22 protein-coding genes and 1 riboswitch are annotated in these 23002 nt (G+C 42.6%); of the genes, 14 read left to right on the forward strand and 8 right to left on the reverse strand.

All coding sequences use genetic code 11. The features are described 5' to 3' along the window. Positions 1 to 41: 41 nt before the first annotated feature. Positions 42 to 980 carry an oxidoreductase gene (locus tag OTG27_RS02650; RefSeq protein ID WP_268936118.1) on the reverse strand — a complete coding sequence of 313 codons (939 nt, stop codon included), beginning with the start codon at positions 978 to 980 and terminating at the stop codon, positions 42 to 44. 108 nt (positions 981 to 1088) lie between these two features. After that, entirely contained in the window at positions 1089 to 1859 is a 771-nt protein-coding gene (locus tag OTG27_RS02655; protein WP_268936119.1) for a sulfite exporter TauE/SafE family protein, read from the reverse strand. A 214-nt stretch (positions 1860 to 2073) separates the two neighbouring features. Here OTG27_RS02655 and OTG27_RS02660 point away from each other — a divergent pair, with 214 nt between their 5' ends. Continuing rightward, the gene (locus tag OTG27_RS02660; RefSeq protein WP_268936120.1) at positions 2074 to 2856 is read left to right on the forward strand and encodes a TrmB family transcriptional regulator; all 783 of its coding nucleotides are present in this window, start codon (positions 2074 to 2076) and stop codon (positions 2854 to 2856) included. Positions 2857 to 3132: 276 nt separating this feature from the next. Here OTG27_RS02660 and OTG27_RS02665 read toward each other — a convergent pair whose 3' ends face one another. After that, positions 3133 to 3486, reverse strand: coding sequence for a hypothetical protein (locus OTG27_RS02665; RefSeq protein ID WP_268936121.1), 354 nt, complete (start codon positions 3484 to 3486; stop codon positions 3133 to 3135). Between the two features lie 168 nt (positions 3487 to 3654). Here OTG27_RS02665 and nagZ point away from each other — a divergent pair, with 168 nt between their 5' ends. The 3 genes from nagZ (at position 3655) to OTG27_RS02680 (ending at position 5641) form a co-directional block, all read left to right on the forward strand. Then, a complete protein-coding gene (gene nagZ / locus OTG27_RS02670; RefSeq protein WP_268936122.1) occupies positions 3655 to 4890 on the forward strand; it encodes a beta-N-acetylhexosaminidase in 1236 nt (411 codons plus the stop codon). A gap of 90 nt (positions 4891 to 4980) precedes the next feature. Then, complete coding sequence (locus OTG27_RS02675; protein WP_034310424.1) at positions 4981 to 5169, forward strand: hypothetical protein; 189 nt, start codon at positions 4981 to 4983, stop codon at positions 5167 to 5169. Positions 5170 to 5317: 148 nt separating this feature from the next. Beyond that, positions 5318 to 5641, forward strand: coding sequence for a hypothetical protein (locus OTG27_RS02680; protein ID WP_268936123.1), 324 nt, complete (start codon positions 5318 to 5320; stop codon positions 5639 to 5641). On the opposite strand, the gene OTG27_RS02685 is transcribed toward OTG27_RS02680, so the two are convergent. After that, positions 5604 to 6005: an SET domain-containing protein gene (locus OTG27_RS02685; protein WP_034310428.1), complete on the reverse strand. Its 402-nt coding sequence runs from the start codon at positions 6003 to 6005 to the stop codon at positions 5604 to 5606. The two genes, OTG27_RS02680 and OTG27_RS02685, sit on opposite strands and share 38 nt — an antisense overlap. Positions 6006 to 6289: 284 nt before the next feature. Next, complete coding sequence (locus tag OTG27_RS02690; RefSeq protein ID WP_239859644.1) at positions 6290 to 7915, reverse strand: M4 family metallopeptidase; 1626 nt, start codon at positions 7913 to 7915, stop codon at positions 6290 to 6292. A gap of 442 nt (positions 7916 to 8357) precedes the next feature. Between OTG27_RS02690 and OTG27_RS02695 the strand changes: the two genes are divergently transcribed. The 3 genes from OTG27_RS02695 to OTG27_RS02705 all read left to right on the forward strand — a co-directional run bounded on the left by OTG27_RS02695 (position 8358) and on the right by OTG27_RS02705 (position 11963). Next, a complete protein-coding gene (locus OTG27_RS02695; protein ID WP_268936124.1) occupies positions 8358 to 9839 on the forward strand; it encodes an amino acid permease in 1482 nt (493 codons plus the stop codon). Positions 9840 to 10082: 243 nt separating this feature from the next. Continuing rightward, positions 10083 to 11183 (forward strand): CaiB/BaiF CoA transferase family protein, encoded by a 1101-nt coding sequence (locus tag OTG27_RS02700; RefSeq protein ID WP_268936125.1) that lies wholly within the window; start codon positions 10083 to 10085, stop codon positions 11181 to 11183. Positions 11184 to 11432: 249 nt separating this feature from the next. Next, on the forward strand, positions 11433 to 11963 hold the full coding sequence (locus OTG27_RS02705) for a hypothetical protein (RefSeq protein WP_268936126.1): 531 nt from the start codon (positions 11433 to 11435) through the stop codon (positions 11961 to 11963). Positions 11964 to 12105: 142 nt separating this feature from the next. On the opposite strand, the gene OTG27_RS02710 is transcribed toward OTG27_RS02705, so the two are convergent. After that, on the reverse strand, positions 12106 to 13209 hold the full coding sequence (locus OTG27_RS02710) for a 5-methyltetrahydropteroyltriglutamate--homocysteine S-methyltransferase (RefSeq protein ID WP_268936127.1): 1104 nt from the start codon (positions 13207 to 13209) through the stop codon (positions 12106 to 12108). Between the two features lie 309 nt (positions 13210 to 13518). After that, positions 13519 to 13620: riboswitch (SAM riboswitch) on the reverse strand. Positions 13621 to 13776: 156 nt separating this feature from the next. Between OTG27_RS02710 and OTG27_RS02715 the strand changes: the two genes are divergently transcribed. The 4 genes from OTG27_RS02715 (at position 13777) to glpK (ending at position 17473) form a co-directional block, all read left to right on the forward strand. Beyond that, complete coding sequence (locus tag OTG27_RS02715) at positions 13777 to 14196, forward strand: hypothetical protein (RefSeq protein WP_268936128.1); 420 nt, start codon at positions 13777 to 13779, stop codon at positions 14194 to 14196. A 166-nt stretch (positions 14197 to 14362) separates the two neighbouring features. Next, entirely contained in the window at positions 14363 to 14911 is a 549-nt protein-coding gene (locus tag OTG27_RS02720) for a glycerol-3-phosphate responsive antiterminator (protein ID WP_063574821.1), read from the forward strand. A 225-nt stretch (positions 14912 to 15136) separates the two neighbouring features. Beyond that, complete coding sequence (locus OTG27_RS02725) at positions 15137 to 15961, forward strand: MIP/aquaporin family protein (protein ID WP_095679891.1); 825 nt, start codon at positions 15137 to 15139, stop codon at positions 15959 to 15961. Positions 15962 to 15982: 21 nt separating this feature from the next. Beyond that, positions 15983 to 17473 carry a glycerol kinase GlpK gene (glpK, locus tag OTG27_RS02730; protein ID WP_057277979.1) on the forward strand — a complete coding sequence of 497 codons (1491 nt, stop codon included), beginning with the start codon at positions 15983 to 15985 and terminating at the stop codon, positions 17471 to 17473. Positions 17474 to 17650: 177 nt separating this feature from the next. Here the strand turns inward: glpK and OTG27_RS02735 are convergent, their stop codons facing one another. Beyond that, positions 17651 to 17836 (reverse strand): hypothetical protein, encoded by a 186-nt coding sequence (locus tag OTG27_RS02735; RefSeq protein ID WP_268936129.1) that lies wholly within the window; start codon positions 17834 to 17836, stop codon positions 17651 to 17653. Between the two features lie 124 nt (positions 17837 to 17960). On the opposite strand from OTG27_RS02735, the gene OTG27_RS02740 reads away from it, so the two are divergent. The 3 genes from OTG27_RS02740 (at position 17961) to OTG27_RS02750 (ending at position 21533) form a co-directional block, all read left to right on the forward strand. Then, a complete protein-coding gene (locus OTG27_RS02740) occupies positions 17961 to 19613 on the forward strand; it encodes a glycerol-3-phosphate dehydrogenase/oxidase (protein WP_268565235.1) in 1653 nt (550 codons plus the stop codon). Positions 19614 to 19815: 202 nt separating this feature from the next. Continuing rightward, positions 19816 to 21270: an alanine/glycine:cation symporter family protein gene (locus OTG27_RS02745; protein WP_268936130.1), complete on the forward strand. Its 1455-nt coding sequence runs from the start codon at positions 19816 to 19818 to the stop codon at positions 21268 to 21270. Positions 21271 to 21377: 107 nt separating this feature from the next. Beyond that, entirely contained in the window at positions 21378 to 21533 is a 156-nt protein-coding gene (locus OTG27_RS02750; RefSeq protein ID WP_268936131.1) for a sugar diacid recognition domain-containing protein, read from the forward strand. Between the two features lie 195 nt (positions 21534 to 21728). Here the strand turns inward: OTG27_RS02750 and OTG27_RS02755 are convergent, their stop codons facing one another. Further along, complete coding sequence (locus OTG27_RS02755; RefSeq protein WP_063574826.1) at positions 21729 to 22949, reverse strand: PucR family transcriptional regulator; 1221 nt, start codon at positions 22947 to 22949, stop codon at positions 21729 to 21731. Positions 22950 to 23002: the final 53 nt, after the last annotated feature.

The following is a 23002-nucleotide window of genomic DNA, read 5'->3' on the forward strand; positions in this document are numbered from 1 at the left end:
CTTTTTGCTCTGTTCATTAGCGAAGACAGGGAAATATAAAGTCATTTTGGCGTCATGCTTTCAGTGAAACGATATTTGACCTCTGTCAAGGTTTCGGAAATATCCCATAATCTTTTCGAAGTTTCTTCATTATATAAGGTATCGATGACCTCGTCTTTTCTGGGAAAGCCTTTTCTGCCCTTCTTTCCATCGGGTCCGATATACTCCCCGCCTGTCAATGAGGGTTCCGTTGCGGCATAAAGGGTAGGCAATGCTCCCATACTTGCCGGCTGGGTGATGGTTTTGGAAAGAAAGTGCACGAATCTATTTATGGGTTTGCCGGAACCGCGGGACATGAGATTAGTATGGGAAAGGCCCGGATGACAGGCAACACTGATCGGGGTTGCGCCATGCTGACTGAATTTATTTTGTAATTCGCGGGCGAAGAGTAGATTGGCCAGCTTGCTTTGCCCATAGTATTTCATTGGTTTATAACCGTTTTCACCATTTAGATTTTCGAAGTCTATATATCCATTGATGGCGGCCAAGCTGCTCAATGTGACCACACGCGATTTTGGCGTAGAAAGGATACACGGAAGAAGGAGGCCTGTCAAAGCAAAATGACCGAGGTGATTGCAGCCGAATTGCAGCTCGAAGCCATCCTTCGTCCTACTGTAGGGCGGAATCATCACACCTGCGTTATTGATGAGGACGGAGAGAGATTCATAGTTTTCCTGAAAGGAAGCGGCAAAATGCCGAATGCTGCTCAAATCACTTAAATCCAGCTCCATCACACGTACATTTGCCTTTGGATGGACCGATAAGATTCTATCGACCGCCTTTTCACCCTTTGAAGCATTCCGGACCGCAAGGATGATCTCTGCCCCCTTACCGGCCAATGCAAAAGCCGTTTCGAAGCCAAGCCCGCTATTTGCACCAGTAATCACAATGGTTTGCCCCGATACATCTGCCATTTCTTCGCCATTCCACTTTTCAATCATCCAATCACACCTTTCCACACAGTCTTTACTTATCATATACCCAAATAATTCCTATATGTCACATTCTGTGGGGGGGAACAGTGTGCTGTCGTCTATTTTTTAAAAAGATTAGCCGCCCATTAAGTAATCCATTATATTTTTCACGATCAAAATGACGGTCACGATGATAAATAATACTCTTACATATGCCACTCCTTTCTTAATGGCAAATTTAGAACCGGCCAACGCTCCTGCTATCATGGAGATTCCCATTGGAATTCCGTAGGAAAAGTTGACGGTATCAAGGAATATGAACATGATCAGTGCCGCCAAATTACTTCCGAAGTTCAAAAATTTGGCATTTCCTGCAGAGTGCAAAAAATCAAAGCCAATCATTAAAAAGGTAAACAAAATGAAGGATCCCGTTCCAGCGCCCAAAAAGCCATCATAAAAACCAATGGCAAATATAGCGAACGCAAATAGTGCAGCCTTTTGCCATGTGAGTGTATGGTAAGTCGATTTCTGGCCCCAGTCCTTTTTAAAAAAGGTATAAATGGCAATAGCTATTAATAGAACCAAGATCATTGGCTTTAATAATTCAGGCGAGACGAAATTGACAACCCAGGCTCCTAGCAGGGAACCTATGAAAATCAATGGGAATAGTTTTGAAACCAATTTGAAATCAACCTTACCTGAGCGAATGAAAGCAATGGTGCTTGTTAAAGACCCCATGGAACTTGCTAACTTATTCGTAGCGATCGCTACTGACGGGGAAAGTCCTGAAAATAATAAAGCGGGTATCGAAATCAGGCCGCCGCCGCCGACCACGGAATCAATGAATGCTGCTAAAAATCCGAAAAACATCAGCAGCAAAAGTGTCGAAATTTGTATATCTTCCATCCAAGAAGCCTCCGTATCGATGGCATTATGGCTGAAATGCTTGTTTTGCTGGAGCCATAATCCATGCGTTCATATTAGTCACTATTTAGATAGTAACTAATAAGAACCATTCTGTAAATAAGAATATTTGAGCCATACTGTTTGAAATCGAATAGATTTCGATAAGAGATTTGGTATGATAGGCATATAACTTACCAAAGCACTAGGAGGTACTATGCAAGATATCATTCAAAAACTACAGTCTCTCGGGTTTAGTCAATATGAAGCAAAGGCTTATGTTTCTTTGGTTCGCCAAGGCCCAACCAGTGCCTATCAAGTAAGCAAGGAGTCAGGAATTCCAAGGGCCCGCATCTATGAAATATTAAATGGACTGCAAGAAGAAGGAATCGTCTTAAAAGAGGAAATCAATGACTCGATAAAATATTCACCGCTGCCAGTCGATGTTTTTTTGGAATCGGTTCAATCAAAATGGAACAATACCTATCAATCCATCAGCCATACATTAAAGCAATTCGAGAAAAACGAACCGATGTCCGACAATCGTGTAATGACACTTAAAGGTGAAGGGCACATCCTATCCTTCTGCCGTACCTTGATTCAAAAAGCCGAGAAAAGGGTGGTGGTTTCCCTATGGGACGAGATGTATGGAAAACTTGAACAAGAGCTAATAGGGGCCGCTGCGCATTGCACGCTGAAGGGGATTGCATTTCAGGTTGAAAACCCATTATCAGATATAGATATACATCGCCAAACAAGCTATGTGGAAAATATCGGGGAAAACAAATGGTTCATCTTATCCATTGATGGCAAGGAGACGATTTACGGCCCTTCGCCCGAAACGAGAGAAACGGCGTTCTACACGGATGATCCCATTCATATCAATTTTCTCGAAAATTACATTTGGCATGATATCCTCGTTAACCGCTTGGTTAAAAAGGATGAAGAAGATGCCGAGAAATGGATTTCAAGTGAAAGAGACCGTTTTTTCTCCCTATAAGATTTGAAAAAAGCTGATAACCCCATATGCAGGGGATATCAGCTTTTTTATTTTGGCTCTTTTCGAAAAGATTGTTGTTTTTAAAACGAAACTATTTAAGGTTGATTGGAGCGGAAGTGCGAGACTCCTGCGGGATTAGCGGGACAGGTGAGACCCCACAGGCGTTTACGCCGAGGAGGCTTACCGCCCGCCCAAAGCGTGCAACTGGAGGGGAAATCAACCACACCGCACTGCTTGTTAAATAGCAACAACGTATGCGAAAACAGCCTTTATTTTTCATTCGGCTAAAAGGGTTTTAGGAAATCTGATGGCCGTGGGCAAGCTGGATTTATCCCGATAAGACCTGTAAGACACAATCGAATGATTATGCGCTTGAACATCCAACTGGAGAACCTGTGAGCTTTTCATTTCCAAATAGTACGTAACGTCTTCTTTTTGTAAATGATAAAAAGAAAAAGGTATCCCTAAAAGGTTTTTCCTGATTATCTTTGTTTCGGGCTGATTGATGATGTGCTCACTCAATTCCGCTATCGTAACAGAAGTTTTTCCTGTAATGGCTGTTATTTTTTCTTTTGCATAATCGACGGCATGACTGAAAGTGCCGGCAATGTTCTTAAAGATTCCGTTCATGGGTGCATCTCCTTTGAATTAGGCTATGTATGTAGTATTATACGCGGCTAATGGTTTATGCAAAAAAATCGGCAATGATGATATAGAATCGTCACTTTATGAACATGATTAAGAAGTGTGCAACAAAATCAATAAAAGGGCAAACAAGAAAGGACAGAAGGTCAAAGCATGAGGAATAAAAAAATATTTATGGGCCTGCTTTTCATCGCAATCCTCGCTTTTTCAGCCGTGTTCATTCAGCTGAATATGGATGTCAATTCCAGAGCGGAAAAAGGGGAGGACGACGATACGGATAATCATGAGAGAATCGAGAAATTGCTGAATAAAATGACGCTTGAAGAAAAAATCGGACAGCTTATGATGGTCGGTTTCAGGGGGACTGAAAAGAGCGATGAAATTACGGAGCTCATCGAACAAAAACATATAGGAGGTGTCATCTATTTTGACCGCAATATGAAATCACCTAAACAAGTGGCCCGGTTATCCAACTCGCTTCAGCAAACGGCCAATCAAAGTGCACATTCGCTTCCGTTGATGGTGGCCATCGATCAGGAAGGCGGGGACATCATCAGGATGAAGGAAAGGGTATCGCCCCTCCCTGCGCAACAGGATCTTGGGAAAAATGCCTCTATTGAAGACATGTACAAGGTGGCCAGGTTGAATGGGACAGAACTGGGCTCCATGGGGATTAACATTAATTTTGCCCCTGTACTTGATCTATCAAAAACGGATAAACGTTCATTGGGGCAAGATCCGGAAAAGGTCTATCAATACGGGAAGAAAGCCATTCAAGGCTTGAATGATGTATCGATAACGGGTGCATTGAAGCACTTTCCCGGCAACGGACGCAGCGAAATCGATCCGCATGTCGAAACTTCATCCGTGGAGGCCAACCAACTGGATCTGGAAAATTCGGATATCTATCCCTTCAAGCAAATCATAAGTGAAATGGATAACCAAAAGTTTTTCGTGATGGTGACCCACATTAAATATCCAGCCTATGATAAAGAAAAACCAGCAAGCCTTTCTAAAATCATCATAGAAGACCTGCTTCGGGGGAAACTCAAATATGAAGGACTTGTCGTTACCGACGATTTGGAAATGGGAGCCGTGAACAAGTACTTCTCCTATGATGAGATGGGGAAGCAGGCAATCCTTGCAGGAGCTGACTTATTACTCGTCTGTCATGAATATTCCCATGAGCTTGAGGTATATAACGGTTTACTGCAATCAGTAAAAGCAGGGGAAGTTCCAATGGATAGAATTAACGAGTCAGTAAAAAGAGTGTTGACATATAAACTTAACAACATGAAGCAAACGAAAGCTGACCCTGATCAAGCGGAAAAAGTCGTGAAAAATCCCGAAAGCATAAAGTTCATCGAAAGCCTGAACGAGGATGAATAAAGCGAAACCGCTCTCTCAAAAAGGTGCTTTTGTTTAAATCAGCTGATAGAGGGAATACTATATAGGACTAACTTGAAGGAGGAAACGAACATGCCATCAAACAAAATGCTTGGAACCGTCCTGATAGGAGCAGCCGCATTTTTAATGCGCAATAAGAAAACTCGTGAAAAAACCATGAGTCAAATAAGATCCCTAGCCACACCAGAAACCATTGATAAGGTGAAGAGCCAATTCCAATCAATAACCAAAACAAAATCAAGTAACCCTTCCGTTCGTTAAGGTGAATGACCCCATTAGTAATTCTTAATGGGGTCAAACTGTAGACAAATTAGAGAAGAACCAGTGTTTTCAGGAGTGTCGCGGATTTGAGAGGGTTTCACCTTACTTTAAATGAAAAGTTGAATGGAACGGAAAGCGAGTGCCTGGAGTGGAAATCATATTACTAGCCCTCAAATCTGCTGCTTCCGCCCAATTGTCTGCCAAGTCTAATCAAAGCAAGCGGTTCCGGCTAACCAGTTCATTCGGCAAGAGTGTAGCAAATTTATTTTTATTCAATCGTCTTCAAAAAACTATCTCCATTAAGTTAATCTTAATGGGGCTTTTTTTATGGTTTAGTGAATTCATCATGCCGGTAAAAGGAAAAGCACTCGTTCCTTTCGAAGACCATTGGACAGGCATTCAAAAGTACAAGTGCTTTCATGAGGGATCAATGATCATTCAGCTTCATCTTCACCGTCATTTTCTTTATTGAACCAAAGCGGATCCTCATTATCGACTTCACCATTATAATTAATCAGGATTTCTTCTCCTGCTTTTATGTCGGTGTAAGCAAAGAAATCAAACGTATGATTCTTGAAGTTTATGTCATACGTAGCGTTGGGTGTATAAGAATGATTAAACAGCATGCCATAGCCTAAAAGCATGGCAGTATGGTTAATTCCATATTCAAACGCATAATCAGCCAGCAATGTCTTCTCAATGAAAACATGCTCCTCGTTCGGATATGCAATGACTGGTGCCTCATGCAAAAGCTCACCTTTTTTAATATCTCGTGTTGCGAATACGCCTCTATTGAACTCGCCATCACTGAGTGTGGAAGTTTTAACTTCAATCATGTTCGTCACCTACTTGTTCTATTCAATATAGTCCAGATCATCTAAGCTTGACAGTTAATAAGAAGAAAAGCAACTATTTTACGGAATTAATCATTTTTAGTATATGGCTCAGTTTGTTTTTTATTAAGGATCTACCTGCACCGTAGGACGGAATTCTTCACATGAAGGACGAAAAAAGGGAATGAATGGCCGAAAAGATCCTCGGAAGGTAGACCGATTCATAAGATAAAAACACCTCCGCCAGCAGGGAAGCTAGGGAGGTGTTTGATTTATAGGTAAATCTGTTAATTCACACCGACAGCAGTAAAGGCATTTTTGACAGCCGTGACTTCTGTACTGCTTGAACCGTATAAATCAGAGGCCGATTGTATGACGGCCGCTCTGGCTTGTGAAAAAGTAGACGACGAAGTTAAATATGTTGTGTTTGCCCGATAAAAGATGGTTCCTAGTTTATCGATGCCGATTCCGGATACACTCACGCCATGGTGGGTTCCGCCTGCAGAGATTAAATAAGCTGCCTTATTAATGATTCCGCTGTTCGTGTGGACTCCGCCATTATCACCCGTTCCTGTATAACGGTTCGAATAATGGTCAGGGTCCCCATTCAATGTTGGATTGGCCATCGAGCGGAGTGCATCACCGGAAATGTTAGGTGTGTAAATATCTTCCCCGACCAAATAGTCGGCTTTGGCACTTTGATTCTTAAATTCTACGACAGTGCCAAAAATATCAGATATCGCTTCATTCAAAGCACCGGATTCATATTGATAGGTAAGGTTCGATTCCGAGGAAGTGACGGCATGCGTCAATTCATGCGCAACGACATCGAGCCCGCCGGATAATGGGATGAACGTCGTGCCATCTCCATCACCGTAAACCATTTGGGTGCCATCCCAAAAAGCATTATTGTATCTCGAGCCATAATGGACGGTTGATTTCAGGATGGTTCCATTACCATCATAGGAGTTCCGGCCAAATGTGGATTTGTAATAATCATAGGTTTTACCCGCATAATAATGAGCATCCACCGCAGCTTTATCGGCAGAAGCAGTAAAAGCATTTGTTGTGTTGGAAAAGAGTGTACCAGGCAATCTTGAACGGTTATTGGCGTTATACGTGTAGATGCCTTTACCGCGTGTATTGTCTTGTAAGTAGTATTGACCGTTGGATAAGGTAGTGTTCAGCGACACCGTATTGTTTAAGACGCCAGTGCCCGTTCCGACGGAGTTGGTCCCCGTCACTTCATCCAATGTATTATATTTATTCAGGATTTTACCCGTTTTGACTGAAATGAAATAATGATGATTTCCTGGTTCCGGACTTAAGAATTTCAAATTGACTTTATATACATAATCGGCCTTGCCTTCATTTGCGTATACATACAGGTCAGATTCAGGTGATTGCTCGTAAGCAGGTGTGAACCCCAGATCCGCTTCAGCTATTTTGATAGCTTCGGATTCACTGATGCCTTTTTTAGCCTTTTTCCCTAATTTCGTGTTTAGATTGGCTTCAACCGTACCGGACACGACGGTCAATACACCTTTAGCGTCAATCAATACGGCTTGTGTGGAATTCCATACTGGTACGCCTTTATAGGTTTGTTGCAATTTAAGGACGGTATTGCCCAGTTCATCCTTGCTTTCTTTCTCGATCGTGAAGGAGTCCTTCGCCTTTTGCTTTTCTAGCTTGTAAGACTTTTTGTTCTCATCAAAAAAGGTAAGAATGATATCTTCTGCCGTTTGCTTTGACGGGTCCGTAAGCTTCCCAGACTTGTATTCTAGCGAATCCCTATGCTTATTGTACTTTTCAACACTTAACACATTTTTTGCCGCTAAAGCTTCTTGATGGGGAATAGCAGAAAATAATAGACCGATTGATAGTGCAGTTCCTAAAAATACCTTACCTTTCATAACACTCAACTCCTTCATGAGAATACCTCATTTTTACATCGTTTCATAATTATTATCAAATGGAGAAAACTCGCGAAAAATATGACATTTAAAGGAATAAAATGGAGAAAAATGGATTTTAATAGAAATATTCTTTGGATATATTCTTTTAGTAATATTTGGAATGTATTTAAATTAAACCAAATGAATAAATGTGCAAAAAACCATGGCATAATGTGCAAAAAACCATGGCGTAAAGTGCAAAGAAATTTGTCTATTGAAGGCATTTTTTTGGATAATCTGTTGAATATTGCGCTTTGTAAATTTGGCATGAAAATTGCATATATTCAGAAAAGGAATTCGAATTGTAAATTAGGTCTATTTGAGAGTCTATGAAATAGGAAAATTTATTAAATGATTTCCCCATATATGAAAGCGCTTATATAGAAAGGGATGAAAAATTATGATACCAAAACAAGAAAATGACATCTTGCATCCTCCAAAGCAAGAAGAACAAGGGTTAAAGCGCGGTTTGAAATCCCGCCATTTAACGATGATTTCCATTGGCGGGGCTATTGGTACCGGGCTGTTCCTCAGCAGCGGTGCAGCCATTCATACAGCTGGGCCAGGCGGGGCATTACTTGCTTATGCCTTAGTTGGGGCAATGGTGTACTTCGTGATGACGAGCTTAGGGGAATTGGCAGCCTTTATGCCGACAAGCGGCTCTTTCAGTACCTATGGATCGAAATTCGTCGATCCGGCATTTGGTTTTGCCTTGGGATGGACGTATTGGTTCAATTGGTCGATGACGATAGCCGCAGAGTTGGCAGCCTCGACAATGATCATGAAATTCTGGTTTCCGAATAGTCCATCATTGTTATGGAGTTCATCATTCTTGGTGCTCATTTTCCTATTGAACTATTTATCCGTTAAAGGATATGGTGAAGGGGAATACTGGTTTTCCTTCATAAAAGTAACCGCCATCGTTATTTTTATTATCGTCGGGCTGCTAATGATCGTCGGCATTATGGGCGGCGAAGCAGTAGGCTTTAAAAACTTCACCGTCGATGACGCTCCTTTCCCGGGCGGGTTCATGGGTGTCTTCATCGTTTTCATAGCGGCTGGCTTTTCTTTTCAAGGTACCGAAATTGTCGGTGTGGCTGCCGGGGAAAGTGAAGATCCTGCACGGAATATACCGAAGGCCATTAAAAGTGTCTTCTGGAGGATCTTGCTCTTTTACGTATTGGCAATCTTCGTAATTGGACTGCTTATCCCTTATACGAACTCGAGTTTGCAAGGTGATAACGTCATGGTAAGTCCATTCACGCTCATTTTTGAAAAAGCTGGAGTCGCCTTTGCCGCTTCGCTTATGAATGCCGTCATTTTAACAGCGGTATTATCTGCAGGTAACTCTAGTCTATATGCATCTACCCGTATGCTATATTCAATGGCAAAAGATGGGCAAGCACCGCGCATTTTTGCAAAACTTAATAAACGAGGCGTACCGGTTGCAGGCATGGTTTTGACATGCTCCATCGGCATGCTGGCCTTTTTAGCCTCCATATTCGGCGATGGCAAAGTGTATATTTGGTTAATGAATGCCATCGGAATTACAGGATTCATCTTTTGGCTCGGAATTTCCATCAGCCATTACCGTTTCCGGAAAGCGTTCATCGCTCAAGGCCATTCATTGGAGAAGCTGCCATATAAGGCATTATGGTTCCCGATCGGACCGATTTTTGCCATTTTAATCGGCATGATCGTCATCCTGTCCCAAAATATCCAAGCCTTTTTCTCAGACCATATCGATTGGGGCAGTGTTGTAGCTGCATACTTGGGGATTCCGCTTTTCCTTGGTCTATGGCTTGGCTATAAATTTATAAGAAAAACTAAATTCGTTAAACTTGATGAAGTCGAATTTGACTTTGACAAAAAATATGACTGAACAAGCTTAAAGTAAAAGCAGCCGGACAATGCAGTATTGAATTGTCCGGTTTTTCCTTGTTTTCTATAGGCTCATTATCAAAAGCCAGGAAGCTGATTCCTGGTCTTTTATTTTTATTAAATGGAAATTTATACAAATATTATGGGAGGTGTTATATGATAATCGTAAACTCAGCTAAATTGCATGTACGGAACGACTGGAGGGCTTTTACTATTTTAAAGGGAAAGGGAAGGTGCACAGCTGATGACCTTATTGACTCATTTAAAAGTATTGGACTTTTCAACGTTACTGCCAGGCCCATTTGCCACTTTGATGCTAGCGGATTTAGGAGCGGATGTTTTGAAGGTGGAGAGGCCGGGGACAAAGGATTCATGGGGTGTGAATCAATATCTTAACAGATCGAAGAAGTCGATCACACTGGATTTAAAACAATCCGAGTCTATCGAATCCGTAAGAAACCTAGTGACGGAATACGATATCGTCATTGAACAATTCCGTCCAGGTGTCATGGAACGTTTGGGTCTGGGGTATGAGGCATTAAAATCGATCAACCCGAAGCTGATTTACTGTTCCATCACGGGCTATGGCCAGACTGGTCCCTATAAAGAACGACCGGGACATGATATCAATTATATTTCGATAGCAGGCTTATCAGGCTATTCCGGTACGAAAAAGGACGGTCCGGCAAAAAACGGAACCCAAATAGCAGATCTTGCCGGAGGCTCATTGCATGCTGTCATCGGAATATTATCTGCAGTCATTCACAGGGAAAGAACAGGATTCGGCCAAGCCATCGACATCAGCATGACCGACTGCAGTTTTGCCTTGAATGCCATATCCGCACCTCTGAGTTTACAAGGTGGCCTTGAACTTGAACCAGAAAAACTGATGCTGAACGGAGGGTCTTTTTATGACTTTTACGAAACGAAAGATGGACGCTATTTTTCGGTAGGTAGCCTTGAGCCCCCTTTTCGAAAAGCATTATGTGAAGCGATCGGTGCACCCGAATTATATGAGCTGAGCAAGAAAAGCGATGAAGAAAGCGGAATCAGGTTTAAAACGGCCGTCCGGCTGGCTTTCCTCGAAAGAGATTTTCATGAATGGCAGGAGATATTCGCTGAATTCGAGGCCTGCGCAGAACCAGTGCTGACTTTCACAGAAGCGGGTGAGCATCCCCAATTGAAGGAGAGGGGAATGATCGTCGAGGTTCCTGACGGAAAAGGGAATGTCCAGAGGCAAATCGCCTGCCCGATCAAAACATCGGTTTTCACCCCTGAATATAAACATGCAGGCTTGGAGCCAGGACAAAACAACGCAGAAATCCTTCGCACCCCCAATCGCTAAATAAAGATGTAAAGGCTATCGCTTTTCCAGTATTTTTGGAAGGTGATAGCCTGTTTTTTTTTGAATGCCGGAAAAAGCAGGGGGAGGGTCGATATGATCGTTCGAAGTTCGAAGTGAAGCGGAAGGAGAACAATTATCCTCTTATCATTTGTGGAAAGCAACATATTACCACTGTGAAAATTTACTAGTTATAACCAGTGTGGGCAGGGTATCAGAGTAGCATCCTGGTAAGGAGGGGGTTAGTTAAATATGTTTGGTCTCTCTGATATCATTAAATTTCTATTTTCCTTTTTTTTGATCATGCCGATCGTTACGCTGATACATTTGAGCGGGCATATTTTCTTTGTTACGCTCTTTGGGGGATCAGAAAAGAAAATCTTGATCGGGTGTGGCAATAAACTTTTCGCCTTTCGGAACATAGAGGTGAGGAAATATTATTTTTGGAATGGGACTTGCGAGTTCAAGGGATTGAAACATGATAATCGATTGACGAATACGCTGATATATTTAGGGGGGGCTATCTTTAATTTAGTCAGCATGCTGATCATATATAGCTTAGTGTATCAGAATATCCTGGACAGCTCGGTGATCTGGTATCAATTCATCTATTTTTCTTTCTACGTTATGTTTTTCTCCCTGTTTCCGATGTACTTCTCGGACGGATCGCCTAGTGATGGGAAGGCTGCGGAATTGGCCTTGAGGAACAAGCTGGAAGATAGGGTGACGGATGATATATTCGTGAAGAAAATGGAGGATGATGATGATGATAGCTGCAAGTAAAAAGGGAACGTCCAGATGGCCGTTCTTTTTTGTTTGCTTTCAGTTTTAGGGTTATAAGAATAAACCTAATCGGCACGCTTATATTGAAGCCGATTAGGTTGTTTGAATCCTGTAAATAAGTTTTAAAGTCTCCGTAAAATAATCATTCCCATACTTCTTTCGCTACATCAACGACGAATTTCAGTTTTTCCCATTGCTGTGCTTCGGTTAGCTTGTTGCCGTGATGGGTGGAGGCGAAGCCGCATTGAGGGCTTAAGCATAATTGTTCGAGCGGAACGAAGTGCGATGCTTCTTTAATGCGTGCCTTAACAGCTTCCTTGTCCTCGATTTCTCCATTTTTTGAAGTGACGGCACCCAGTACGACCCGTGCACCGCCATTTGGAATGTATTCCAATGGTTTGAAATCCCCTGAGCGTTGATCATCATATTCCAAGAAGAATCCATCCACTTTTTCTTTTGCCAATAAAGTTGGGGCGATACGGGCATAGCTTCCTTCAAATGCCCATGTCGACTGGTAGTTTCCGCGACATAGATGGGTAGTGACGATAAGGTCTTCTGGTTTGCCTTCCAATGCTCCATTAATGACCCGAAGTGCAAGATCAATTAATTGTTCCCTCGTATATTTTCCATCTTTGAACTGGAAATCCGGAGCTGAAAGTCTGGCAATATATACATCATCCAATTGAAGATAACGCACACCTGCTTCATAAAAGGCTTTCAAAGCATGCTGATAGGCGTTGATGATATCATTTGCATAGTCTTCAATATCAGGGTAGACGTCTTCATTATGAATGCCTGCAGCAAATAATTGATTCGGACTGGGGATTGTTTGCTTGGCAACGGCACGTCCGTTCACGATTTTGTTCAATTCAATGAAATCACGAATGAAGGGATGTTCAGGGTTGAATGAAACCTTCCCGGTATTGCGAACATTATATCTCTCTGTTTCGACACCATCGAATGTGAGGCCTTTTTCAGTTACATATCCCTCGATGCCATTTAAATGTTCGAGGAAGTCAAAGTGCCACCATGTTCGTCTGAATTCACCGTCCGTAACGGCCTCTAAACCAACTTCGATTTGTTTATCGACGATCCGATTGATTTCTTCAGTTTCAATTTCACGAAGCCTCTCAGCTGAAATGGTACCTTCCTTAAAGTCCTTCCTGGCAATATGTAAACGTTCCGGTCTTAATAAACTTCCGACGTGGTCGGCCCTGAATGGGGCTTTCGTTAATGTGATTGACATGTTGCATTCCTTCTTTCCTTTTAAAAATAAAGGCTCTTTTCGTAAAGATTGTTGTTTTTAAACGAAACTATTTAAGGTTGATTGGAGCGGAAGTGCGAGACTCCTGCGGGAGCAGCGGGAGAGGTGAGACCCCACAGGCGTTTACGCCGAGGAGGCTCACCGCCCGCCCCGCGGAAAGCGAGCATCTTGAGGGGAAATCAACCACAACCCACTACCTGGTAAATAGCAACAAAGTATGTGAAAACAGCCAAAATAAAAAACCTCTTCTTAAAAAATAAGAAGAGGTGTTGGCAACAAAGCTATATACTCTTCTTATCTTCAAGTTTTTAAACTTCTGGAATTAGCACAGTACAAGATCAGTCTGTTGCTGAGGCATCAAAGGGCCAGTCCCTCCACCTCTCTGGATAAGAGTTGTCTATTAAATTAACTATGACTATACAGGTAGTTTTTACGAAGGTCAAGGGGTGGAGCTGGAATATTTCGAATATACCGTTTATTAATCCGGGCTGAAATGTTAACGGCATCAGGGAATCCGGCATATGCTTTGAGTGGGGAGGGAATGCAAGGATGAGTCCATTCAAAAATGGCATACCGATTACGGTAACTGATGCCATGATAGAGAGAATCATAAAAATGAAATCATCTGGTCAGGAGATTAAAGTCGAAATTACGCCAAGGCATATTGTGCTTTCCGGAACGATGGAAGTGAAAAAAATGATGTTTAAGAAAAACGTGGCTTTCCGGATTACATTAAAACCGGTTCATGTGGAAAAAAGAACGATTTCATTTGAATTAGTCGAAATGGAACCAATTGACAGGGATTTCATCAACCAAAGGATATTTAACAGACCGCCATTTTTTGAATATGAAAAAAGAGCGATCAAAATGAATGTTAATGCTTGGAGCATCGTGAGAAAGATTCCCATTGGCACAATTAGATCGTATGAACTCGTCGAAGGTGCATTAAAAATGAAACTCTCTTTATGATTCAAGGGGATATTTTACATATATCCTTTGCCGCAATCTATAAAGGGTGTGAAAGGTATGATAGTGTTAAGGTTACATGGTTCATGAAAAAATGTGTTTGATAAATCAAGTTCTTTAAAATATACTAAATGACTTGAAGTTTTGAGTTTTTCTGGGAATGAGGAGGATGATGATGGATCAGAAGATTTTGCCTGCTTCAGCAAGCATGAAGGATTTTGAAAGATTTCTAGAAAGTTCCTATGAAATAGGTGTGTTTCTTGATTTGCATATCTCACAATTGAAAAATGTAAGTATGATGGCTAAGCAGCATAATAAGAAAATGATTTATCATGTCGATTTGATCCATGGCATAAGAAGTGATGAGTACGCGACAGAATTCATTTGTCAGGAATATAACCCCTATGGGCTGATTTCGACTAAATCAAGCGTTATATTGAAGGCGAAGCAAAAGGGGGTCATTGCCATCCAGCGAATCTTTTTAATAGACTCACATGCGCTTGAGAAAAGTTATAAGCTGGTGCAGAAAACCAAGCCGGATTATATCGAAGTATTGCCGGGCGCCATGCCATGGATGATAAAAGAAGTGAAGGAACGATTGCAGACACCGATTTTTGCAGGCGGCCTCATACGTACTTCGGATGAAGTCCTGAATGCCCTTGATGCCGGCGCCTCGTCAATCACCACTTCAAAAACTGAATTATGGGATATCGTCTAATAGGGAAAAATTGAAAAAAATTACAGAATAATAGATTAATTTTTCGCAAAATATTGACAGCGTTTTCATAACCTAGTATATTTTACAGTACAAGTTAATATATGTGACGGAGACTAGGAGATTCACAACAGATATATTCATAATTTTTTTATGAATATAGTTCTGCTGTGGATCTCCTTTTATTTGTTGGCAAGGTTTAAAAAATTATCAGGGGAGGGTTTTATCATGACTCCATTTTGGGGAGAAGTGTTAGGCACGATGATTTTAGTTTTATTCGGAGCAGGTATTGGGGCAGGTTCATCCTTAAAAGGTTCCTATGCAAAAGATGCCGGCTGGATCGTTATCACGATTGCGTGGGGATTGGCGGTTACCATGGGTGTTTTTGCAGTGGGTTCCATAAGCGGGGCGCATTTAAACCCGGCGGTCACAGTAGGTTTTGCCATTATTGGAGAATTTCCATGGAGTGATGTGCCCGGTTACATCGTTGCCCAGATGATTGGCGCGATACTCGGCGCAACTCTAGTATTCCTGCACTATTTGCCACACTGGAAAGCTACGGATGATCCAGGGGCGAAGCTTGGTGTATTCGCGACTTCACCTGCAATCCCGCACACATTTTCAAATCTATTAAGTGAGATGATTGGAACTTTCATCCTTATTCTTGGTCTATTATTTATAGGGGCCAATAATTTTACAGAGGGCCTAAACCCTTTCGCAGTCGGGTTATTGATTGTCGTGATCGGGATGTCACTTGGGGGAACGACAGGATACGCCATTAACCCGGCCCGCGACCTTGGGCCGCGCATCGCTCACTTTTTGCTGCCGATACCCGGTAAAGGAAATTCCAACTGGGGCTATTCATGGATTCCGGTCGTTGGACCGATTGTAGGGGGTTCACTAGGTGCCGTTTGTTATAAGGCATTCTTCATGGGGGAAATAACGGCAGGATTTTGGTCTGTTATAGGTGCAAGCCTGGTACTATTGATAGTAGCCTATGCTTTTGGTAAAAAACAGTCACATGAATTGGATAGCAGAAATATCGCTAGTTAATTAAAAGGAGGGGCATACACAATGGAAAAATACATTTTATCATTAGATCAAGGAACAACAAGTTCGAGGGCGATTTTATTTAATGAAAAGGGGGAAATCGTCCATTCCTCCCAAAAGGAATTCACACAGCATTTCCCTAAACCAGGCTGGGTCGAGCATAACGCCAATGAGATTTGGGGGTCGATCCTGGCGGTGATCGCCGGTGTACTATCTGAATCCAGTGTAAAGCCAGAGCAAATTGCTGGTATCGGGATCACCAACCAGCGTGAAACGGCAGTCGTTTGGGATAAGGAAACAGGTACGCCTGTCTATAATGCGATTGTATGGCAGTCCAGGCAAACAAGTGGAATCTGTGATGAGTTGAAGGAAAAGGGACTTAATGATTTATTCCGGGATAAAACGGGATTGTTGATAGATGCCTATTTTTCCGGAACGAAAGTGAAATGGATCCTCGATAATGTGGAAGGGGCGCGGCAAAAGGCGGATGAAGGCAAGCTGTTATTCGGTACCATCGATACTTGGCTGATCTGGAAGCTATCAGGAGGCAAGGCTCATGTAACGGACTATTCCAATGCATCCCGGACATTGATGTACAATATCCATGAACTGAAATGGGATGAAGAACTGCTTGAGATATTGACTGTACCAAAGTCGATGCTGCCGGAAGTGAGGCCTTCCTCTGAGGAATATGCACGTACGATCGAATATCATTTCTTCGGCCAATCGATTCCGATCGCCGGGGCAGCCGGTGATCAGCAGGCAGCATTATTCGGCCAAGCCTGCTTTAATGAAGGAATGGCTAAAAATACGTATGGAACAGGCTGTTTCATGCTCATGAATACAGGAACCAAGGCTGTCAGCTCCGAACACGGACTATTGACGACCCTTGCTTGGGGCTTGAATGGGAAGGTCGAATATGCACTGGAAGGCAGTATATTCGTAGCTGGCTCCGCCATCCAATGGCTCCGCGATGGCCTGCGGATGCTGCATGATGCCAAGGACAGCGAGGACTATGCAAAACGGGTGGAAAGTACGGATGGAGTATATGTGGTACCAGCTTTCGTAGGACTTGGAACTCCATATTGGGACAGCGAAGTGCGGGGAGCCGTTTTTGGTTTGACGCGCGGCACATCAAAAGAACATTTCATTCGCGCCACACTTGAATCACTTGCGTATCAAACGAAGGATGTCCTTGATGCAATGGAGGCGGATTCAGGAATCGAGCTGCAAACATTAAGAGTGGATGGCGGGGCAGTCAAGAATGACTTCTTGATGCAATTCCAGGGCGACTTATTACGTGTGCCCGTCGAGAGGCCGACCATAAACGAAACTACAGCATTAGGTGCTGCATACCTTGCAGGACTTGCTGTCGGGTATTGGAAGGATCAAGAAGAAATCTCCCGGCAATGGGCGGTAGACAAAACCTTTGAACCATCCATGGAAGAGCAAGAAAGTGAAAAATTATATGAAGGCTGGAAGAAAGCCGTACATGCCGCTATGGCATTTAAATAAAAAACAACATGAATTCTTTCTCAAATGAGCTGGAGTATGCTATAATGAAATCAAGTTAATAACTCGGCCGGAGAACAGGAGAGACCATGAATGCGTTATCGTTAATTCGATAATGTGCATTTATGGTCTCTTTTTTTGTTTTTAACGGCAGATTAGGGATATTAATATCTATATAACTTATGCGAACAAATGAACCAATTGAATATAATGACCGAATTCACGGTAAACGCAGAATTCACGAGTAAATGGCGCGAATTCACGAGTAAATCGTGTAAATTCACGAGTAAATGGCGCGAATTCACGAATAAACGCAGAATTCACGAGTAAAAGTGCAGAATTCACGAGTAAACCGTGAGAATTCACGAGTAAATCGTGTGAATTCACGAGTAAACGTAGAATTCACGATTAAAAGTGCAGAATTCACGAGGGGACAGCGCCAATTCATACAAAAAACAATAGAATGCAATACTTAAAGGAGGAGTCAGGCATGAGGTTTTCAAATATATATCGGGAAGAAACGGTCGAAACTCTGAAAAAAGAGAAATTTGATGTGGTTGTCATTGGTGGGGGAATTACCGGTGCAGGGATCGCTCTGGATGCAACGACCCGTGGGATGAAAGTGGCTTTGGTTGAAATGCAGGATTTTGCTGCTGGTACTTCAAGCCGCTCGACAAAACTTGTTCATGGCGGATTGCGGTATTTGAAGCAATTTGAAATAAAAATGGTTGCCGAGGTTGGTAAAGAGCGAGAAATCGTATATGAGAATGGACCGCATGTGACCACGCCGGAATGGATGCTGTTACCGATGCATAAAGGAGGCACCTTCGGGAAATTCAGTACTTCGATTGGGCTTCGAGTCTATGATTTCCTTGCAGGAGTTAAAAAATCTGAACGCAGGAAAATGCTTTCGGCGGATGAAACACTAAAACGGGAGCCTCTCGTTAAGAAAGAGGGACTGAAGGGCGGAGGCTACTATGTTGAATATCGGACAGATGATGCACGTCTTACGATTGAAGTCATGAAGGCGGCTGTCGATAAAGGTGCAACACCGATAAATTATACAAAAGTGGATAAATTGTTATATGAAAACGGTAAGGTGAACGGAGTCCAAGTGGCCGATTTGCTTTCAGGTGATGCTTATGAAATATACGCAGACAAAGTTATTAATGCAGCAGGTCCGTGGGTGGATTCCATTCGTGAGAAGGACCAATCGAAAAATGGGAAAACGCTGAAGTTATCCAAGGGTGTGCACGTGGTCATCGACCAATCGAGATTCCCGTTGAAGCAGGCGCTTTATTTTGATACGCCTGATGGCCGGATGATTTTTGCCATCCCGAGAGCAGGTAAAGCTTATGTAGGGACTACGGATACTTTTTATGATGGTGATCCTGCAGTGCCGACCGTTACTTCCGAAGACCGTGCCTATCTATTAAAGTCCATACATTATATGTTTCCAGAAGTGAACATTACGGATGATGATATCGAATCCAGCTGGGCTGGGGTAAGGCCGTTGATTCTTGAAGAAGGGAAAGATCCTTCTGAGATATCAAGGAAAGATGAAATCTGGGAGTCCGATTCTGGCCTTATCACGATTGCTGGTGGGAAATTGACCGGTTATCGCAAAATGGCCAAAACGACGGTCGACCTTTTGGCAGGGAAGCTAGCCCAGCAATCCAATAAAACTTATCCAGCCAGCAGCACGAAAGGCATGCCGATTTCCGGAGGGGATGTCGGGGGATCAAGAAACTTCTCCGATTATATCAAGCAACATGTTCAAATGGGAGTTGACTCAGGGCTCGCTGCAAAGGACGCCAAAGAGATATTGGCCATGTACGGGTCCAACGCACCTGTACTATTCGATATCGCCAAAAACGAAGGAGACGGAGGAGAGAACAGCGGTCTTCCAAAGAAATTGTTCGTACAGCTGAAATACGCAGTTGATCATGAAATGGCCGCGACCCCAGTGGATTTCTTTTTCCGCAGGACGGGGACACTGTTATTCGATATCGATTTAGTCCAAACGCATAAACATGCAGTGATCGATTATATGGCTGGAAATTTTGGATGGACGGAATCAACAAAAATGGAGAGAACCAATCAATTGGAACAGGAAATATTGGGTGCGATTAAAGTATCTTGATCAATATGCAAAAACATGACGCCGGCGGAATCGCTGGCGTTTTTTTGTATTCGGAATGTGATTATCGGGGTATTTGCAAGTGGAAAAATAAAAATGTTTATGTGAGGTTTCCTCACGTGAAAACTGTTGTTTAATCCATCAAGATGAAATATAATCATTAAAATATAAGTTAGAATTTTCAAACTATAAAGGGGGAGCTTGATTGTCTGAATTTATTACGGCTTTAAATGGAGTTTTATGGAGTTCGCCAGTCATTTATATTTTATTGGGAGTAGGTTTATTATTCTCGATTTTGACCCGTTTCCTGCAAGTGAGGCATATTAAGGAAATGGTCCTTTTGATGTTCCAAGGAAAAAGTTCGGAAGCGGGGGTTTCCTCATTCCAGGCTTTATCCATAGCCCTTTCAGGTCGGGTCGGTACAGGTAACATTGCAGGGGTGGCCACGGCTATCGCCTTTGGCGGTCCAGGAGCCGTTTTCTGGATGTGGGCCATAGCCTTCATAGGAGCGGCCAGTGCATTTGTGGAATCCACTTTAGCTCAAATTTATAAAGTCAAACAAGACGGTCAATATCGAGGGGGACCAGCCTATTATATTGAAAAAGGAATGGGCGTGAAGTGGTTTGCTGTTCTTTTTGCATTTGCGGCCCTTATAGCCATGGCCATCCTTATGCCAGGTGTTCAATCCAATTCGATTGCTGCCGGGGTGGAAAATGCATTCGGCATCAAACCGGTGTTCACTGGTTTGGCCATTGTCCTTTTACTTGGCTTCATTATATTCGGCGGTGTAAAACGGATAGCTAATGCTGCAACCTTAATCGTCCCTTTTATGGCCCTTGGTTATATATTGCTATCTGTTGTCATAGTTCTAATGAATATCACAGAATTACCAGGAGTCATCTCTTTGATATTCAGAAGTGCCTTCGGGTTGGATTCCGCATTTGGGGGAATCATTGGCATGGCGATAGCTTGGGGAGTGAAACGCGGCGTTTATTCGAATGAGGCCGGCCAAGGGACAGGAGCTCATCCTGCGGCTGCGGCGGAAGTATCACATCCGGCAAAGCAGGGGCTTGTTCAAGCATTCTCGGTTTATATCGACACATTGTTCGTTTGTTCCGCTACGGCCTTCATGATTTTATTTACAGGAATGTATAATACACAAGCGGAAAGTGGTTCATTTATCGTCAATAATTTGGGAGATGTAACACCTGGTCCAGGGTATACACAAGCGGCAATTGATAGCGTGATCCCAGGTTTTGGTGCTGGCTTTGTTGCAATCGCCCTTTTCTTCTTCGCCTTTACGACGATCATGGCCTACTATTATATCGCTGAAACCAATATCGCCTATTTAATGCGCAACCGGAATGGTAAATCGGCCATGTTCGCCTTGAAGCTCGTCATCCTGGCGGCCAGTTTTTACGGATCCGTGCGTACGGCAGAGCTGGCTTGGGCATTAGGGGATGCGGGTTTAGGCATTATGGTATGGCTCAATGTCATTGCCATTTTAATCCTTGCTAAACCGGCGCTCATTACGTTAAAGGATTACGAAAAGCAAAAGAAAGCAGGAATCGATCCGGTTTTCAATCCAAAAGCTTTAGGCATAAAAAACGCCGATTTTTGGGAGCGTGAGTACACCGGCGACAAGGAAAATGTTTCTTGAGGGAAAATGCTATTAAATTCATTTAATAGAAGAAGATACATGAAAAACCAGCTCAAGTTATTTACGAGCTGGTTTTTCATGGTTTTGCGATAACCAGGGGGGATAATATGTTAGCCAAATTAGCTCAAGAAATTGTGAACATAACAAGTGAAGGTATCGGTCATGATGTACTTATCACGGATAAAGACGGAATGGTTCTTGGTTCAAGCGATAAGCCGGGAAATTCTTGTTGGGGGCACTCCGCAAAGTGGAAGAACCATTGAAACTCTGGGTCTTAGCAAACTATCGAAAGAGGAAATCATGGATTTTGTTCGTACTGGGAGGCCTAAAGTTTCCGCATAAGGTGAGTCCAGTAAATAGGTAAAGCATGAATAAGGAGAGAAGAAGCCGGCAGTCCTCGCCGCGTTTCTTCTCTCCTTCGCTTATTGAATCACCCGAACTCAAAAACGGGACGTTCTTTAAGATCTCTGCTTTAAAAGCTGTAAGTCGATGTATAGTTGCATTCTCGAATGAAAGTCATCAAAATCGATTGAGGTGAGATCGGTTATCTGATTCAATCTATATTTCAATGTGTTGGTATGAATGTATAGCTGTTCCGATGTCGGTTTGATCCGGCAATTGTTCAAGAGATATATTTCCAGTGTTTGAAGGAGTTTGGTCTGGCTTTCCAGGTCCTTCTTTTGAAGAATTTCTAAATCCGTATTGATATAATTCGTTTTAGTATGATGGTTGGAGATCATTTCGAGGTAACGGAAAATCCCAAGCTTGCCATATTGGAAGGGAAGCTGTTCGGGTTCACCGATGAATTTGGCTGCGTTGATCACTTCCAGGGCTTCGAGATAGGATTTTCTTAATTGAAGAATCGAAGAGTACTCATTTCCGATTCCCGGGAATACCTTTTTGTCAGTGAATTGGGAAAGAACGGTATTCGTTAAATCATTGGCGCTATCGGTAAGCAGGTCTTTCCCTTTTCCGTTGCTGCCAATCAGGACGATGATCTTCAATTGGTTTGTGAATACATGGGTAAAATGATTCAACGCATTGGCGAACAGACTGACTGTATCCGCTAATTCATCGAAATGTTCCGCATCTGATTGAGCGATGGTAAAGACATTGACAAGGAAGGTTTCCGGAATGAGAAGACTCATATTGGCGGCTTCCCATTTTATTTGGTTTTCCGTTTGATAGACTTCGTCAATGACCTTTTGATAAAACTCATTTTTTTCTTCATCTTTTTTCATATTTATCTGTTTTTTCTGATAAAGAAGCTTGCCGATATGATGGGAAACTTCGTGTAAAAATTCCAGATCGGAATCAGTCATCATTTCCGTTTCTTGGACCCAAATGAACCCGAAGACCTGTCCTTTATGAACGGCGCTCACAACGACCCTTTGATTTAACCCGATTTCCTCGATTTGTTTCACCCTAAAGGGATGCTCCACTGTTTTAAGCTGTTCGACAATGCCTTCATCCATGAATTTTTCCAGGATTGGAATCGGCCAATGCTTTGTGAAGATGGTTTGCCGATTGGCTTGGTCGAAGTGCTCGATATAATATGAACTATATGCCAGCAATAAAAATTGGTCATTTTCGATGACGACTGGTTTTTTTAAATAAGTGCTGACCATATCCGTTATATCGTTGATGTTTGTGAGTGTCAGGATTTTTTCTAATGACATATATGGCCCCCTGCAGTTTTTTGAAGTGTATGACAACTTAGTTTAATAATACG

The organism is Peribacillus sp. AS_2, assembly GCF_026891895.1.
In the GTDB taxonomy this organism is placed as follows: domain Bacteria; phylum Bacillota; class Bacilli; order Bacillales; family DSM-1321; genus Peribacillus; species Peribacillus frigoritolerans.

Bases quoted from the DNA above. Each gene is read 5' to 3' on its own strand.
- OTG27_RS02755 (WP_063574826.1), bottom strand. From the start codon at position 22,949: ATGTCATTAGAAAAAATCCTGACACTCACAAACATCAACGATATAACG.
- OTG27_RS02660 (WP_268936120.1), top strand. From the start codon at position 2,074: ATGCAAGATATCATTCAAAAACTACAGTCTCTCGGGTTTAGTCAATAT.
- OTG27_RS02695 (WP_268936124.1), top strand. From the start codon at position 8,358: ATGATACCAAAACAAGAAAATGACATCTTGCATCCTCCAAAGCAAGAA.
- OTG27_RS02720 (WP_063574821.1), top strand. From the start codon at position 14,363: ATGATGATGGATCAGAAGATTTTGCCTGCTTCAGCAAGCATGAAGGAT.
- OTG27_RS02715 (WP_268936128.1), top strand. From the start codon at position 13,777: ATGAGTCCATTCAAAAATGGCATACCGATTACGGTAACTGATGCCATG.
- OTG27_RS02675 (WP_034310424.1), top strand. From the start codon at position 4,981: ATGCCATCAAACAAAATGCTTGGAACCGTCCTGATAGGAGCAGCCGCA.
- OTG27_RS02750 (WP_268936131.1), top strand. From the start codon at position 21,378: ATGTTAGCCAAATTAGCTCAAGAAATTGTGAACATAACAAGTGAAGGT.
- OTG27_RS02725 (WP_095679891.1), top strand. From the start codon at position 15,137: ATGACTCCATTTTGGGGAGAAGTGTTAGGCACGATGATTTTAGTTTTA.
- OTG27_RS02710 (WP_268936127.1), bottom strand. From the start codon at position 13,209: ATGTCAATCACATTAACGAAAGCCCCATTCAGGGCCGACCACGTCGGA.
- OTG27_RS02685 (WP_034310428.1), bottom strand. From the start codon at position 6,005: ATGATTGAAGTTAAAACTTCCACACTCAGTGATGGCGAGTTCAATAGA.
- OTG27_RS02655 (WP_268936119.1), bottom strand. From the start codon at position 1,859: ATGGAAGATATACAAATTTCGACACTTTTGCTGCTGATGTTTTTCGGA.
- OTG27_RS02705 (WP_268936126.1), top strand. From the start codon at position 11,433: ATGTTTGGTCTCTCTGATATCATTAAATTTCTATTTTCCTTTTTTTTG.
- OTG27_RS02700 (WP_268936125.1), top strand. From the start codon at position 10,083: ATGACCTTATTGACTCATTTAAAAGTATTGGACTTTTCAACGTTACTG.
- OTG27_RS02740 (WP_268565235.1), top strand. From the start codon at position 17,961: ATGAGGTTTTCAAATATATATCGGGAAGAAACGGTCGAAACTCTGAAA.
- OTG27_RS02650 (WP_268936118.1), bottom strand. From the start codon at position 980: ATGATTGAAAAGTGGAATGGCGAAGAAATGGCAGATGTATCGGGGCAA.
- OTG27_RS02665 (WP_268936121.1), bottom strand. From the start codon at position 3,486: ATGAACGGAATCTTTAAGAACATTGCCGGCACTTTCAGTCATGCCGTC.
- OTG27_RS02690 (WP_239859644.1), bottom strand. From the start codon at position 7,915: ATGAAAGGTAAGGTATTTTTAGGAACTGCACTATCAATCGGTCTATTA.
- glpK (WP_057277979.1), top strand. From the start codon at position 15,983: ATGGAAAAATACATTTTATCATTAGATCAAGGAACAACAAGTTCGAGG.
- nagZ (WP_268936122.1), top strand. From the start codon at position 3,655: ATGAGGAATAAAAAAATATTTATGGGCCTGCTTTTCATCGCAATCCTC.